The sequence below is a fragment of the Cedecea sp. B1(4) genome (genome assembly GCF_059414925.1).
Genome location: NZ_JCAHMZ010000005.1, coordinates 14,081 through 29,746, shown reverse-complemented (window position 1 = coordinate 29,746; position 15,666 = coordinate 14,081). Strand labels below are relative to the sequence as shown.

13 protein-coding genes are annotated in these 15,666 nt (G+C 51.9%); 10 read left to right on the top strand and 3 right to left on the bottom strand.

All coding sequences use genetic code 11. The annotated features are described in order from the left end of the window. The 10 genes from ACR6JA_RS12635 to ACR6JA_RS12590 form a co-directional block, all read left to right on the top strand. Window positions 1–167 (top strand): EF-Tu C-terminal domain-related protein (locus ACR6JA_RS12635; RefSeq protein WP_494599140.1); only part of this gene is annotated, 167 nt, incomplete at its 5' end. Between the two features lie 234 nt (window positions 168–401). Next, window positions 402–785 (top strand): preprotein translocase subunit SecE, encoded by a 384-nt coding sequence (secE, locus tag ACR6JA_RS12630; RefSeq protein WP_008460146.1) that lies wholly within the window; start codon window positions 402–404, stop codon window positions 783–785. Window position 786: 1 nt separating this feature from the next. After that, window positions 787–1,332: a transcription termination/antitermination protein NusG gene (gene nusG, locus ACR6JA_RS12625; protein WP_003862341.1), complete on the top strand. Its 546-nt coding sequence runs from the start codon at window positions 787–789 to the stop codon at window positions 1,330–1,332. A 154-nt stretch (window positions 1,333–1,486) separates the two neighbouring features. After that, window positions 1,487–1,915, top strand: coding sequence for a 50S ribosomal protein L11 (rplK, locus tag ACR6JA_RS12620; protein WP_008460147.1), 429 nt, complete (start codon window positions 1,487–1,489; stop codon window positions 1,913–1,915). A gap of 3 nt (window positions 1,916–1,918) precedes the next feature. Beyond that, the gene (gene rplA, locus ACR6JA_RS12615; protein WP_008460148.1) at window positions 1,919–2,626 is read left to right on the top strand and encodes a 50S ribosomal protein L1; all 708 of its coding nucleotides are present in this window, start codon (window positions 1,919–1,921) and stop codon (window positions 2,624–2,626) included. A gap of 299 nt (window positions 2,627–2,925) precedes the next feature. After that, window positions 2,926–3,423, top strand: a complete 498-nt coding sequence (rplJ, locus tag ACR6JA_RS12610) for a 50S ribosomal protein L10 (RefSeq protein ID WP_002438625.1) — start codon at window positions 2,926–2,928, stop codon at window positions 3,421–3,423. A gap of 66 nt (window positions 3,424–3,489) precedes the next feature. Next, complete coding sequence (gene rplL / locus ACR6JA_RS12605) at window positions 3,490–3,855, top strand: 50S ribosomal protein L7/L12 (RefSeq protein ID WP_008460150.1); 366 nt, start codon at window positions 3,490–3,492, stop codon at window positions 3,853–3,855. A gap of 326 nt (window positions 3,856–4,181) precedes the next feature. Beyond that, window positions 4,182–8,210 carry a DNA-directed RNA polymerase subunit beta gene (gene rpoB / locus ACR6JA_RS12600; RefSeq protein WP_008460151.1) on the top strand — a complete coding sequence of 1,343 codons (4,029 nt, stop codon included), beginning with the start codon at window positions 4,182–4,184 and terminating at the stop codon, window positions 8,208–8,210. 75 nt (window positions 8,211–8,285) lie between these two features. Continuing rightward, window positions 8,286–12,506 (top strand): DNA-directed RNA polymerase subunit beta', encoded by a 4,221-nt coding sequence (gene rpoC / locus ACR6JA_RS12595; RefSeq protein ID WP_039299359.1) that lies wholly within the window; start codon window positions 8,286–8,288, stop codon window positions 12,504–12,506. Window positions 12,507–12,657: 151 nt separating this feature from the next. Continuing rightward, window positions 12,658–13,722, top strand: a complete 1,065-nt coding sequence (locus tag ACR6JA_RS12590) for an alpha/beta hydrolase family protein (protein WP_494494410.1) — start codon at window positions 12,658–12,660, stop codon at window positions 13,720–13,722. Here the strand turns inward: ACR6JA_RS12590 and ACR6JA_RS12585 are convergent. The 3 genes from ACR6JA_RS12585 to ACR6JA_RS12575 form a co-directional block, all read right to left on the bottom strand. Beyond that, window positions 13,661–14,683, bottom strand: a complete 1,023-nt coding sequence (locus tag ACR6JA_RS12585) for a helix-turn-helix domain-containing protein (protein ID WP_494494411.1) — start codon at window positions 14,681–14,683, stop codon at window positions 13,661–13,663. The two genes, ACR6JA_RS12590 and ACR6JA_RS12585, sit on opposite strands and share 62 nt — an antisense overlap. A gap of 148 nt (window positions 14,684–14,831) precedes the next feature. Continuing rightward, on the bottom strand, window positions 14,832–15,149 hold the full coding sequence (locus ACR6JA_RS12580) for a PTS lactose/cellobiose transporter subunit IIA (RefSeq protein ID WP_008460153.1): 318 nt from the start codon (window positions 15,147–15,149) through the stop codon (window positions 14,832–14,834). 3 nt (window positions 15,150–15,152) lie between these two features. Then, window positions 15,153–15,458 (bottom strand): PTS sugar transporter subunit IIB, encoded by a 306-nt coding sequence (locus ACR6JA_RS12575; RefSeq protein ID WP_008460154.1) that lies wholly within the window; start codon window positions 15,456–15,458, stop codon window positions 15,153–15,155. Window positions 15,459–15,666: the final 208 nt, after the last annotated feature.

Here is a 15,666-nt window from a genome sequence, read left to right as displayed (position 1 = left end):
GTACCATCGAACTGCCAGAAGGTGTAGAGATGGTAATGCCAGGCGACAACATCAAAATGGTTGTTACCCTGATCCACCCAATCGCGATGGACGACGGTCTGCGTTTCGCAATCCGTGAAGGTGGCCGTACCGTTGGTGCTGGCGTTGTTGCTAAAGTTATCGCTTAATCGCTGATAACATTTGACGCAATGCACAAGAAGAGGGCATCATTTGATGCCCTTTTTGTACGCTTTCGAACCAGAACCTGGCTCATCAGTGATTTTTTACCGATAATCATTGCTGAGACAGGCTCTGAAGATGGCGTTTATGCCGGGTAGTGTCTGAAAAGAGCCATTCGGTTTGGTTTGCCTCGCAGTGGCGGGGCAAAAGTGTTTGTCTGATTTATTGTGACAGGTTGGTTTATGAGTGCGAATACCGAAGCTCAAGGGAGCGGGCGTGGCCTCGAAGCGATGAAGTGGCTGGCAGTAGTCGTTTTGCTGCTCGTGGCAATCGTGGGCAACTACATTTATCGTGATATCACTCTGCCGCTTCGTGCACTGGCTGTGGTTATTCTGATTGCAGCCGCAGGTGGTGTTGCGCTGCTGACGGTAAAAGGCAAGGCAACCGTAGCGTTTGCTCGTGAAGCAAGAACGGAAGTACGTAAGGTTATTTGGCCTACTCGCCAGGAAACTCTGCACACCACTTTAATCGTGGCAGCGGTTACCGCTGTGATGTCACTGATTCTGTGGGGGCTGGATGGTATTCTGGTCCGCCTGGTATCTTTTATTACTGGCCTGAGGTTCTGAGATGTCTGAAGCCCCTAAAAAGCGTTGGTACGTCGTTCAGGCGTTTTCCGGTTTTGAAGGTCGTGTAGCCACGTCGCTGCGCGAACATATCAAACTCCATAATATGGAAGAGCTGTTTGGCGAAGTGATGGTTCCAACCGAAGAGGTTGTTGAAATCCGCGGTGGCCAACGCCGTAAGAGCGAACGTAAATTTTTCCCAGGTTACGTTCTGGTCCAGATGGTGATGAACGACGCGAGCTGGCACCTGGTGCGTAGCGTTCCGCGCGTAATGGGTTTCATCGGCGGGACTTCCGATCGTCCAGCCCCAATCAGCGATAAAGAAGTTGATGCGATCATGAACCGCCTGCAGCAGGTGGGTGACAAGCCGCGTCCGAAAACGCTGTTTGAACCAGGTGAAATGGTTCGTGTTAATGACGGTCCATTTGCGGACTTCAACGGTGTAGTGGAAGAAGTGGATTACGAGAAGAGCCGCCTGAAGGTTTCCGTTTCCATCTTTGGTCGTGCAACACCGGTTGAGCTGGATTTTGCTCAGGTGGAAAAAGCCTGATAATTTGATCGTTTAAGCAGCGATTATTCATTGCAAAGGGCGCGAAATTGGCATACAATTTCGCGCCTTTTGTTTTTATGTGTCCAGTACACGTAAGACGTTTATTCACGGGGAGCCTTCTTGAGGCGTTATCACCCAATCAGAGGATTTTAGAATGGCTAAGAAAGTACAAGCCTACGTCAAGCTGCAGGTTGCAGCTGGTATGGCGAACCCAAGTCCACCAGTTGGTCCAGCTCTGGGTCAGCAGGGTGTGAACATCATGGAATTCTGTAAAGCGTTCAACGCAAAAACTGAATCCCTGGAAAAAGGTCTGCCAATTCCGGTTGTTATTACCGTTTACGCTGACCGTTCTTTCACTTTCGTTACCAAAACCCCTCCAGCAGCAGTTCTGCTGAAGAAAGCGGCTGGTATCAAGTCTGGTTCCGGTAAGCCGAACAAAGACAAAGTGGGTAAAGTTTCCCGCGCTCAGCTGCAGGAAATCGCGCAGACCAAAGCTGCCGACATGACTGGTTCCGACATTGAAGCGATGACTCGCTCCATTGAAGGTACTGCACGTTCCATGGGCCTGGTAGTGGAGGACTAAGAAATGGCTAAACTGACCAAGCGCATGTCCGTGATCCGTGACAAAGTTGATGCGACCAAACAGTACGACATCAACGAAGCTATCGCTCTGCTGAAAGAACTGGCTACCGCTAAGTTCGTTGAAAGCGTTGACGTTGCTGTTAACCTGGGCATCGATGCTCGTAAATCTGACCAGAACGTTCGTGGTGCAACTGTACTGCCACACGGTACTGGCCGTTCCGTTCGCGTAGCCGTATTTGCTCAGGGCCCTAACGCTGAAGCAGCTAAAGCTGCTGGCGCAGAGCTGGTAGGTATGGAAGATCTGGCTGACCAGATCAAGAAAGGCGAAATGAACTTCGACGTTGTTATCGCATCTCCGGATGCAATGCGCGTTGTTGGCCAGCTGGGCCAGGTTCTGGGTCCACGCGGCCTGATGCCAAACCCGAAAGTGGGTACCGTAACTCCTAACGTTGCTGAAGCAGTTAAAAATGCTAAAGCAGGCCAGGTTCGTTACCGTAACGACAAAAACGGCATCATCCACACCACCATCGGTAAAGTGGACTTTGACGCTGACAAACTGAAAGAAAACCTGGAATCTCTGCTGGTTGCGCTGAAAAAAGCAAAACCATCTCAGGCGAAAGGCGTGTACATCAAGAAAGTTAGCATCTCCACCACCATGGGTGCAGGTGTTGCGGTTGACCAGTCCGGTCTGACTGCTGCTGTGGCGAACTAATAATCGCCTTTACGCGGGCGAAAGATTAGTCTATTATCTTACGCCCGTTGTTCTGTTTAGGCAGAGCACAAAGAATTTTCGGTTGGAGCCTGGCCTTATCCAGGCCTCCGTCCAAGACCGCAGGTGTTTCGCAAGAGACTTAATTGCCTGCGTAGACGGTGACAGAACCTGAAGAATATTTTTAGATAGTCTTTAGCTTGTTTCTGCTCACCGTATGTAGACGCACTTTTCCATTTTGGTTAAGTGCGAAGTGAGTTTCGGGACGTTTCGTCCCGGCTAAAACCCAGGAGCAAAAGCTAATGGCTTTAAATCTTCAAGACAAACAAGCGATTGTTGCTGAAGTCAGCGAAGTAGCCAAAGGCGCGCTGTCTGCAGTAGTTGCGGATTCCCGTGGCGTTACTGTAGATAAAATGACCGAACTGCGTAAAGCAGGTCGCGAAGCCGGCGTTTACATGCGTGTTGTTCGTAACACCCTGCTGCGCCGTGTTGTTGAAGGTACTCAGTTCGAGTGCCTGAAAGACGCGTTCGTTGGTCCGACCCTGATTGCATACTCTATGGAACACCCGGGCGCTGCTGCTCGTCTGTTCAAAGAGTTCGCTAAAGCGAATGCAAAATTTGAGGTCAAAGCCGCTGCCTTTGAAGGTGAGCTGATCCCGGCGTCCCAAATCGACCGCCTGGCAACTCTGCCGACCTACGAAGAAGCAATTGCACGCCTGATGGCAACCATGAAAGAAGCTTCGGCTGGCAAACTGGTTCGTACTCTGGCTGCTGTACGCGATGCGAAAGAAGCTGCTTAATCGCAGTTTTCTTTATCAAGTATTCGCTTACGTATAAACTTATTCTGATATTCAGGAACAATTTAAATGTCTATCACTAAAGATCAAATCATTGAAGCAGTATCCGCTATGTCCGTAATGGACGTTGTAGAACTGATCTCTGCAATGGAAGAAAAATTCGGTGTTTCTGCTGCTGCTGCTGTAGCTGTTGCTGCTGGCCCAGCTGAAGCTGCTGAAGAAAAAACTGAGTTCGACGTTATTCTGAAATCTGCTGGCGCTAACAAAGTTGCCGTAATCAAAGCAGTTCGTGGCGCAACTGGCCTGGGTCTGAAAGAAGCTAAAGACCTGGCAGAAACCCCGAATGCCGTTCTGAAAGAAGGCATCAGCAAAGACGACGCAGAAGCTCTGAAAAAATCTCTGGAAGAAGCTGGCGCTGAAGTTGAAGTTAAATAAGCCAACCTTTCCGGTTGCAGCCTAAGTAATTAGGCTGATGGCTGGTGACTTTTTAGTCACCAGCCTTTTTGCGCTGTAGGGTACCAGCAGTGTTTCACACTGTTTGTCTGCTGGTTTCCATTCAATGCATGTCTCTATCGACGCCTTAATATACTGCGACTTTCTACGCCGGGAGTTCCGGGGTAAAGCGCAATGAAATGGTTTAAGAGTGATAGAAACAGGTATTGCGGGGAGTGTTCCACTTTCCGGTCCACAAAATAGTGTTGCATAAACTGCCCCTTTCGACGGGCAGATGGGTCGACTTGTCAGCGAGCTGAGGAACCCTAATGGTTTACTCCTATACCGAGAAAAAACGTATTCGTAAGGATTTTGGAAAGCGTCCACAAGTACTGGACATTCCTTATCTCCTTTCTATCCAGCTTGACTCGTTCCAGAAGTTTATCGAGCAAGATCCCGAAGGACAGTACGGCCTGGAAGCTGCTTTCCGCTCCGTATTCCCGATCGCAAGCTACAGCGGCAACTCCGAGCTGCAGTATGTGAGCTATCGCTTGGGCGAACCTGTATTTGACGTTAAAGAATGTCAAATCCGTGGCGTGACGTATTCTGCTCCGCTACGTGTGAAACTGCGTCTGGTGATCTACGAGCGCGAAGCGCCGGAAGGCACCGTTAAAGACATCAAAGAGCAAGAAGTGTACATGGGCGAGATTCCGCTCATGACCGACAACGGGACTTTCGTTATCAACGGTACTGAGCGCGTTATCGTTTCTCAGCTTCACCGTAGCCCGGGTGTGTTCTTCGATAGTGACAAAGGTAAGACCCACTCTTCAGGGAAGGTGCTGTATAACGCACGTATCATCCCTTACCGTGGTTCCTGGCTGGACTTCGAATTCGACCCGAAAGATAACCTGTTCGTGCGTATTGACCGTCGCCGCAAACTGCCTGCGACCATCATCCTGCGCGCACTGAACTACACCACTGAGCAGATCCTTGACCTGTTCTTTGAGAAAGTTAATTTCGAAATCCGTGACAACAAGCTGCAGATGGAGCTGGTACCGGAGCGCCTGCGTGGCGAAACCGCGTCCTTCGACATCGAAGCTGACGGCAAAGTGTACGTTGAAAAAGGCCGCCGCATCACCGCGCGCCACATTCGCCAACTGGAAAAAGACGATATCAAACATATCGAAGTTCCTGTTGAGTACATCGCCGGTAAAGTTGCGGCTAAAGACTACGTTGATGCTTCTACCGGCGAACTGATTTGCCCGGCGAACATGGAACTGTCTTTGGATCTGCTGGCCAAACTGAGCCAGTCAGGCCATAAACGTATTGAAACGCTGTTCACCAACGATCTTGATCATGGTGCCTATATCTCCGAGACCGTACGTGTCGATCCAACCAATGACCGCCTGAGTGCGCTGGTTGAAATCTACCGTATGATGCGTCCTGGTGAGCCACCAACGCGTGAAGCAGCTGAAAGCCTGTTCGAGAACCTGTTCTTCTCCGAAGACCGCTATGACCTGTCTGCGGTAGGTCGTATGAAGTTCAACCGTTCTCTGCTGCGTGATGAAATCGAAGGCTCCGGTATCCTGAGCAAAGATGACATCATCGAAGTTATGCGCAAGCTGATCGGTATTCGTAATGGACAGGGCGAAGTAGATGATATTGACCACCTCGGCAACCGTCGTATCCGTTCCGTAGGCGAAATGGCGGAAAACCAATTCCGCGTTGGCCTGGTGCGTGTTGAGCGTGCGGTGAAAGAGCGTCTGTCTCTGGGCGATCTGGATACCCTGATGCCTCAGGACATGATCAACGCTAAGCCAATCTCTGCGGCAGTAAAAGAGTTCTTCGGTTCCAGCCAGCTGTCTCAGTTCATGGACCAGAACAACCCGCTGTCCGAGATTACGCATAAACGTCGTATCTCCGCGTTGGGCCCAGGCGGTCTGACCCGTGAGCGCGCGGGCTTCGAAGTACGTGACGTACACCCAACCCACTACGGTCGTGTGTGTCCAATCGAGACCCCTGAAGGTCCAAACATCGGTCTGATCAACTCCCTGTCCGTGTACGCACAGACTAACGAATACGGCTTCCTTGAGACTCCGTATCGTCGCGTTGTTGACGGCGTTGTGACCGACGAAATTCATTACCTGTCTGCTATCGAAGAAGGTAACTACGTCATCGCTCAGGCGAACACCAACCTGAACGAAGAAGGCCGTTTCGTAGACGACCTCGTTACCTGCCGTAGCAAAGGCGAATCCAGCTTGTTCAGCAATGACCAGGTTGACTACATGGACGTTTCCACCCAGCAGGTGGTTTCCGTCGGTGCGTCCCTGATCCCGTTCCTGGAACACGATGACGCCAACCGTGCCTTGATGGGTGCGAACATGCAACGTCAGGCGGTTCCAACTCTGCGTGCTGATAAGCCGCTGGTTGGTACCGGTATGGAACGCGCTGTAGCCGTTGACTCCGGTGTTACTGCCGTAGCCAAACGTGGCGGTACCGTTCAGTACGTTGATGCATCCCGTATCGTTATCAAAGTTAATGAAGACGAGATGTACCCAGGCGAAGCGGGTATCGACATCTACAACCTGACCAAGTACACCCGTTCTAACCAGAACACCTGCATCAACCAGATGCCGTGTGTGTCCCTGGGCGAGCCAATCGAACGTGGCGACGTGCTGGCAGACGGTCCGTCTACCGACCTCGGTGAACTGGCGCTTGGCCAGAACATGCGCGTAGCGTTCATGCCGTGGAACGGCTACAACTTCGAAGACTCCATCCTCGTATCCGAGCGTGTTGTTCAGGAAGACCGTTTCACCACCATCCACATTCAGGAACTGGCTTGTGTGTCTCGTGACACCAAACTGGGGCCAGAAGAGATCACCGCTGATATCCCTAACGTGGGTGAAGCTGCGCTCTCCAAACTGGATGAATCCGGTATCGTGTACATCGGTGCTGAAGTGACCGGCGGTGACATTCTGGTTGGTAAGGTAACACCGAAAGGTGAAACCCAGCTGACACCAGAAGAAAAACTGCTGCGCGCAATCTTCGGTGAGAAAGCGTCTGACGTTAAAGACTCTTCCCTGCGCGTACCAAACGGCGTTTCCGGTACTGTTATCGACGTTCAGGTCTTCACCCGCGATGGCGTGGAAAAAGACAAACGTGCGCTGGAAATCGAAGAGATGCAGCTGAAGCAGGCTAAGAAAGACCTGTCTGAAGAACTGCAAATCCTCGAAGCGGGTCTGTTCAGCCGTATCTATGCCGTGCTGGTTTCTGGTGGCGTTGAAGCTGACAAGCTCGACAAACTGCCACGTGACCGCTGGCTGGAACTGGGCCTGACCGACGAAGAGAAGCAAAACCAGCTGGAGCAGCTGGCAGAGCAGTACGACGAGCTGAAGCACGAGTTTGAGAAGAAACTCGAAGCTAAGCGCCGCAAAATCACTCAGGGCGATGACCTGGCACCTGGCGTGCTGAAAATCGTGAAAGTGTATCTGGCCGTTAAACGTCAGATTCAGCCTGGTGACAAGATGGCAGGTCGTCACGGGAACAAAGGTGTTATCTCCAAGATCAACCCGATCGAAGATATGCCATACGATGAAAACGGCACGCCGGTAGACATCGTACTGAACCCGCTGGGCGTACCATCTCGTATGAACATCGGTCAGATCCTGGAAACCCACTTGGGTATGGCTGCGAAAGGCATTGGCGAGAAGATCAACGCTATGCTGAAACAGCAGCAGGAAGTCGCGAAACTGCGCGAATTCATCCAGAAAGCGTATGACTTGGGTACAGACGTTCGTCAGAAGGTTGATCTGAATACCTTCACCGACGAAGAAGTTCTGCGTCTGGCTGAAAACCTGAAAAAAGGTATGCCGATTGCTACTCCGGTATTCGACGGTGCAAAAGAGTCGGAAATCAAAGAGCTGCTGCAACTGGGCGGTCTGCCATCTTCTGGTCAGATTACCCTGTTCGACGGCCGTACCGGTGAACAGTTTGAGCGTCAGGTAACCGTCGGTTACATGTACATGCTGAAACTGAACCACTTGGTTGATGACAAGATGCACGCGCGTTCTACCGGTTCTTACAGCCTGGTTACTCAGCAGCCGCTGGGTGGTAAGGCTCAGTTCGGTGGCCAGCGCTTCGGTGAGATGGAAGTGTGGGCGCTTGAAGCATATGGCGCTGCATATACCCTGCAGGAAATGCTGACCGTTAAGTCTGATGACGTGAACGGCCGTACCAAGATGTATAAGAACATCGTGGATGGCAATCATCAGATGGAACCGGGCATGCCGGAATCCTTCAACGTTCTGTTGAAAGAGATCCGTTCGCTGGGTATCAACATCGAGCTGGAAGACGAGTAATCGTTGCTCAAAAGGTCCAGGGTGCCCGGCTAACGCCGGGCATCACAGAGTGCTAACTCCGACGGGAGCAAATCCGTGAAAGACTTATTAAAGTTTCTGAAAGCGCAAACTAAAACCGAAGAGTTTGATGCGATCAAAATTGCTCTGGCATCGCCAGACATGATCCGTTCATGGTCTTTCGGTGAAGTTAAAAAGCCGGAAACCATCAACTACCGTACGTTCAAGCCTGAGCGTGACGGTCTGTTCTGCGCCCGTATTTTTGGGCCAGTGAAAGACTACGAGTGCCTGTGCGGTAAGTACAAGCGCCTGAAGCACCGTGGTGTCATTTGTGAGAAGTGTGGCGTAGAAGTTACCCAGACTAAAGTTCGTCGTGAGCGTATGGGCCACATCGAACTGGCTTCTCCAACTGCCCACATTTGGTTCCTGAAGTCTCTGCCATCTCGTATCGGCCTGCTGCTGGATATGCCGCTGCGTGATATCGAGCGCGTGCTGTACTTTGAATCTTATGTTGTTATCGAAGGCGGGATGACCAACCTTGAGCGCCGTCAGATCCTGACTGAAGAGCAGTATCTGGATGCGCTGGAAGAGTTCGGTGACGAATTCGATGCGAAGATGGGTGCGGAAGCTATTCAGGCCCTGCTGAAGAGCATGGATCTGGAGCAAGAGTGTGAAACTCTGCGCGAAGAGCTGAACGAAACCAACTCCGAAACCAAACGTAAAAAGCTGACCAAGCGTATCAAGCTGCTGGAAGCGTTCGTTCAGTCTGGTAATAAACCAGAGTGGATGATCCTGACCGTTCTGCCGGTTCTGCCGCCAGATCTGCGTCCGCTGGTACCGCTGGATGGTGGTCGTTTCGCAACCTCAGATCTGAACGATCTGTACCGTCGCGTGATCAACCGTAACAACCGTCTGAAACGTCTGCTTGATCTGGCGGCTCCTGACATCATCGTACGTAACGAAAAACGTATGCTGCAGGAAGCGGTAGATGCTCTGCTGGATAACGGCCGTCGCGGTCGTGCCATCACCGGCTCTAACAAACGTCCTCTGAAATCTTTGGCCGACATGATCAAAGGTAAGCAGGGTCGTTTCCGTCAGAACCTGCTGGGTAAACGTGTTGACTACTCCGGTCGTTCTGTAATCACCGTAGGTCCATACCTGCGTCTGCATCAGTGCGGTCTGCCGAAGAAAATGGCACTGGAGCTGTTCAAACCGTTCATCTATGGCAAGCTGGAACTGCGTGGCCTCGCGACCACCATCAAAGCTGCTAAGAAAATGGTTGAGCGTGAAGAAGCTGTCGTTTGGGATATCCTGGACGAAGTTATCCGCGAACACCCGGTACTGCTGAACCGTGCACCAACCCTGCACCGTTTGGGTATCCAGGCATTTGAACCTGTTCTGATCGAAGGTAAAGCTATCCAGCTGCACCCGCTGGTTTGTGCGGCATATAACGCCGACTTCGATGGTGACCAGATGGCAGTACACGTTCCGCTGACGCTTGAAGCCCAGCTGGAAGCGCGTGCGCTGATGATGTCTACCAACAACATCCTGTCCCCAGCGAACGGCGAGCCAATCATCGTTCCTTCTCAGGACGTTGTATTGGGTCTGTACTACATGACCCGTGACTGTGTTAACGCCAAAGGCGAAGGCATGGTGCTGACTGGCCCTAAAGAAGCTGAGCGTATTTATCGCGCTGGCCTGGCCTCTCTGCATGCGCGCGTTAAAGTGCGTATCACCGAATATGAAAAAGATGCTCAGGGCACATTCGTTGCGAAAACCAGCCTGATCGACACCACCATTGGTCGTGCGATTCTGTGGATGATCGTACCGAAAGGTCTGCCTTTCTCCATCGTCAACCAGGCGCTGGGTAAAAAGGCCATCTCTAAGATGCTGAACACCTGTTACCGTATTCTGGGCCTGAAACCGACCGTTATTTTTGCGGACCAGACGATGTACACCGGCTTTGCTTACGCAGCGCGTTCAGGTGCATCCGTTGGTATTGATGACATGGTCATCCCGGAGAAAAAATACGAGATCATCAGCGAAGCGGAAGCTGAAGTTGCTGAGATCCAAGAGCAGTTCCAGTCCGGTCTGGTTACCGCTGGCGAACGCTATAACAAAGTTATCGATATCTGGGCTGCGGCGAACGATCGTGTATCCAAAGCGATGATGGATAACCTGCAAACCGAAACCGTGATTAACCGTGACGGCGTAGAAGAGCAGCAGGTTTCCTTCAACAGCATCTACATGATGGCCGACTCCGGTGCTCGTGGTTCTGCAGCACAGATTCGTCAGCTGGCCGGTATGCGTGGCCTGATGGCTAAGCCAGATGGCTCCATCATCGAAACGCCAATCACCGCGAACTTCCGTGAAGGTCTGAACGTACTCCAGTACTTCATCTCCACTCACGGTGCTCGTAAAGGTCTGGCGGATACCGCACTGAAAACGGCGAACTCCGGTTACCTGACTCGTCGTCTGGTAGACGTTGCCCAGGATCTGGTCGTTACTGAAGACGACTGTGGCACCCTGGAAGGCATCACCATGACGCCAGTAATCGAAGGTGGCGACGTTAAAGAGCCGCTGCGCGATCGCGTACTGGGTCGTGTGACTGCTGAAGATATTCTGAAGCCTGGCACTGCGGATATCCTGGTTCCACGCAACACGCTGCTGCACGAACAGTGGTGTGACCTGCTGGAAGCTAACTCCGTTGACAGCGTGAAAGTCCGTTCCGTAGTAGGTTGCGAAACTGACTTTGGCGTGTGTGCTCACTGCTACGGTCGCGACCTGGCACGTGGTCACATCATCAACAAAGGTGAAGCTATCGGGGTTATCGCGGCACAGTCCATCGGTGAACCTGGTACACAGCTGACGATGCGTACGTTCCACATCGGTGGTGCGGCATCCCGTTCTGCTGCTGAATCCAGCATTCAGGTTAAGAACAAAGGTAGCATCAAACTCAGCAACGCGAAGTCGGTTGTGAACTCCAGCGGTAAACTGGTTATCACTTCTCGTAACACCGAGCTGAAACTGATCGACGAATTCGGTCGTACCAAAGAAAGCTACAAAGTGCCTTACGGTGCTGTGATGGCGAAAGGTGATGGCGAGCAGGTTGCCGGCGGTGAAACCGTAGCAAACTGGGATCCACACACCATGCCGGTTATCTCGGAAGTGAGTGGTTTCATTCGCTTTACCGACATGATCGACGGCCAGACCATTACTCGTCAGACCGACGAGCTGACCGGTCTGTCCTCTCTGGTCGTTCTGGATTCTGCTGAGCGTACGGCGGGTGGTAAAGACCTGCGTCCAGCGCTGAAAATCGTTGATGCTAAAGGCAACGACGTTCTGATCCCTGGCACCGATATGCCGGCTCAGTACTTCCTGCCGGGTAAAGCGATTGTTCAGCTGGAAGATGGTATTCAGATCAGCTCCGGTGACGCCCTGGCGCGTATTCCACAAGAATCCAGCGGTACCAAGGATATTACCGGTGGTCTGCCACGTGTTGCTGACCTGTTCGAAGCCCGTCGTCCGAAAGAGCCAGCAATCCTGGCTGAAATCAGCGGCATCATTTCCTTCGGTAAAGAAACCAAAGGGAAGCGTCGTCTGGTTATCACCCCGGTAGACGGTAGCGAGCCGTACGAAGAGATGATTCCGAAATGGCGTCAGCTTAACGTGTTCGAAGGCGAGCGTGTTGAACGTGGTGACGTTGTTTCCGATGGTCCAGAGTCTCCGCACGATATCCTGCGTCTGCGTGGCGTGTACGCTGTAACTCGTTACATTACTAACGAAGTACAGGACGTTTACCGTCTGCAAGGCGTTAAGATTAACGATAAACACATCGAAGTTATCGTTCGTCAGATGCTGCGTAAAGCCACCATCGTTAACGCAGGCAGCTCCGACTTCCTGGAAGGCGAGCAGGCTGAATACTCCCGCATTAAGATCGCTAACCGCGAACTGGATGCGAACGGCAAGATCAACGTGACCTTTGCACGCGATCTGCTGGGTATCACCAAAGCCTCTCTGGCAACCGAGTCCTTCATCTCCGCGGCATCGTTCCAGGAGACCACTCGAGTGCTGACCGAAGCAGCCGTTGCGGGCAAACGCGACGAACTGCGCGGCCTGAAAGAGAACGTCATCGTGGGTCGTCTTATCCCGGCCGGTACCGGTTATGCGTACCACCAGGATCGTATGCGTCGCCGTGCAGCGGGTGAAATCCCTGCGGCACCTCAGGTGACTGCTGAAGATGCTTCTGCCAGCCTGGCAGAGTTGCTGAACGCAGGCCTGGGCGGTAACGACGAGTAATCGTGCGATACGCCTGAAATAAAAAACCCGCTTCGGCGGGTTTTTTTATGCCTGAAACCGGTGAAAAACAGGTTCTCGATCGTGTTTCAGGACGATTCGCCCAGCGAAGACAAACAGAATGCCGCTCTGTTTACTTCACTGGAGAATCACAATGTCAAGGATCTTTTTCCTTTTTAGTTTGTTTTGTATGTTCAGCCAAACGGCCTATGGTGAAACCGCTTTTCGCCAGCACCTACTGGATGAACAGAGTGCCCGGCCTCTTGAAATGGCCGTTTGGTATCCGACCCGGCAGACGGGTAATCCAGAGCTTGTTGGCGATAACGTTGTATTTATGGGAACTCACGTGTTGCTGAACGCCACCCCGGATAATGAAATGCACCCGTTGCTGCTGCTTTCCCATGGGTATGGCGGTAGCTGGCGTAATCTGAACTGGCTGGCAAGTATGATGGCCGCTCAGGGCTATATTGTTGCGGCGGTGAATCACCCTGGGACAACATTTGGTAATAAAAATGAGGCCGAAGCGCAACGGCTCTGGCAGCGTCCTCAGGACCTCCGGCGAGCATTGGACGCATTGATGACCTCGCCAGAAATTGCCGGGAAGATCGATCCGCAGCGCATCGCGGCCGTAGGGCATTCATTAGGGGGTTGGACAGTGATAGAACTGGCTGGTGGGCGCTTTGACGCTGACCGGTTCTTACAGGATTGTAAACTGCATTCAGTATTGTCTGGCTGTAAACTGCAGCACATTTTAGGGATAGACCGGCAGGAATCAGCGGCACCATTGTCGGAAAATGCTCGTGATCCACGTATCAAAGCCATTGTCTCGCTCGATCTTGGCCTGGCCCGAGGTTTTTCACCCGCCAGCCTGGCGCAAATATCAATCCCCGTTTTGGTCATGTCTGCCCAGTCGGACAGCGAAGAATTACCTGCCAGTCTCGAGTCGGCTTATCTGGCGAGTTATATTCCTCAAAAACAGCGCCGCGATGTTAGCGTCCCGGGGGCGACGCACTTCAGCTTTATGCAATTATGTAAGCCTGGAGCTACCGAACTTATTGAGCAAGCAAACCCGGGAGAAGGCATTGTCTGCCAGGATGGTGGCTCCGTTAGCAGAGCTGCCATCCATGCTTCTCTTGGTCATGAGATCGGCGAATTTGTTAATCAGGCACTGGATTTTCACCCGCTAAACGCCGGAAGTCCGTCGGAGTTGACCCGCTAAGGCGGGCAAATTCTTTATTGAAGTGAGATTTTGTTGAGAAACCTGAGTCCAGCATGATTTGGGTCACGGGGAAGCGGGTATTTCGCAACAGCGCTTGAGCGTGCCTGACGCGAAACCCGTTGACCCACTGAGAGACATTGCAGCCGGAGATCTGATTTACGGCCCGTGAAAGCTGCCGTGGCGCTATCCCGGATGCTTTTCCAATGAGGCTGAGCGTAATGTCGGGATCAAGAAACAGATTATCTTCTAAAAGGGTTTTCTCAATATGATGGTATAGCGCCGCCAGATCCTCGTCATTGTGCTCTGATACGGCGTCTTTCTGATCGCTAAGCACCTTTAGTGGTGGGGCCATTTGGCCCTTAAATACAATAGCCATACCGATAAACGGCAGTAGCAGCGTCTGGGATAGCGCCACCAATATCGGAGCCTGTACGCCTTCAAAAAAATGAAAATCTATCGCTATTGCGAAATCAATTCCGCCGGAAAAACAAAGAAAGCAACCTGCGAAAAAAGCCATTGATGCTGTGATGTTAGCGTCGCTTAACCGGCTGAAAATAAAGGTATCAACGCCCTGGTGAGATATTTTGATCAAGGCAGAGCCATATCCGATGAACAAGAACATCAACGCGACATCTGTCATCGCTGGCGCCGCAAGATTCACGATCAGCGCTGAAGCAGGGGCAAGCCAGTAGGCTGCATGTTTTGGCCCACCGCGTTGCCTGGTCAGACTGGCGAAGCAGTACCAGGCCAGCGGCGGAAGCGCAATTGCGGCCAGAGACTGGAGCTGGCGCAGAATGACGGCATCAAACGTCCACCGTAGCGCCGACAGCAGGATCAGGGTTGCACATCCCGAGAGGAATATCGCCGCATTACGGTATTCCTCATGCCTGGAAAACAAGATCTTCAACAGCAGAAGAAGGAGAACGGTTAACGTGTAATAAGGCAGTGGGATGGCGGGCATAGTAATCTCTGTCGATGCAGCTCAAGGCTTTATGCAGTGTTATGCCACAAAACAAGGCGAAAGGCAGATCTCGACTTTTAGCAGTAGACGTAGATGAAAAACAAAATGCCCGCAATGCGGACATTTTGTCTGGTGAGGCTGAGCGAACTTATTTCACCAGCGGCAGGCGGCGGTAAAGCTCAATCATATCGGTAGCCAGATCCTGAATGACCATGGCGTTCATCAGGTGGTCCTGAGAGTGAACGGTAATCAGGTTTACCGGCAGTTTGCCGGAGCCTTCATCCAGGCCAATCAGCTGGGTCTGGATTTTATGGGCGTGTTTAACGAATTCGTGTGACTCTTCCATTGCCTTCTCGGCACCCTCAAAGTCACCTTTACGTGCCAGCTGCAGAGCAGTCAGGGCTTGGCTACGTGCGCTGCCGGCGTTGACCAGCAGTTCCATAATAATTGATTCTAAATCTTCCACATCTTACTCCATCATTTTCAGGGCTTTATCAAGCACCACGTCGCCTTTCATCAAACCGTAATCCATCATGTCGATAACGGCGACTTTTTTACCCAGAGGATCGGCAAGGGCCTGAAGTTTGGCCTGCTCATATTTCACCTGCGGACCAAGCAGAACGATGTCGGCGCGTTCGATGTTCTCTTTAAACTCTGCCACGGGCACAGCCTTGATTGAGACCTCGATGCCTTTCTTTTGTGCGGCATCAACCATACGTTGAACCAGAATGCTGGTCGACATACCTGCAGCACAACACAACACGATATTTTTCATAGTTCGCTCTCAATGTCCGAAGGATACAGAGATATTTATCCGGCAGAGGGGGCGGCAACAACCGCTTTAACCCGATTGTGTGTCAGGTATCACAAAAGAAACCGCAGAAAACTGAAACCGGTTACATTTTTGCTTTTTATCGAAGAATCAAGACGGCAGTTGCGAAGGCGGAGCGGCGTGAGGAAGCGTTTGCTGCCGCTCCGGTCAG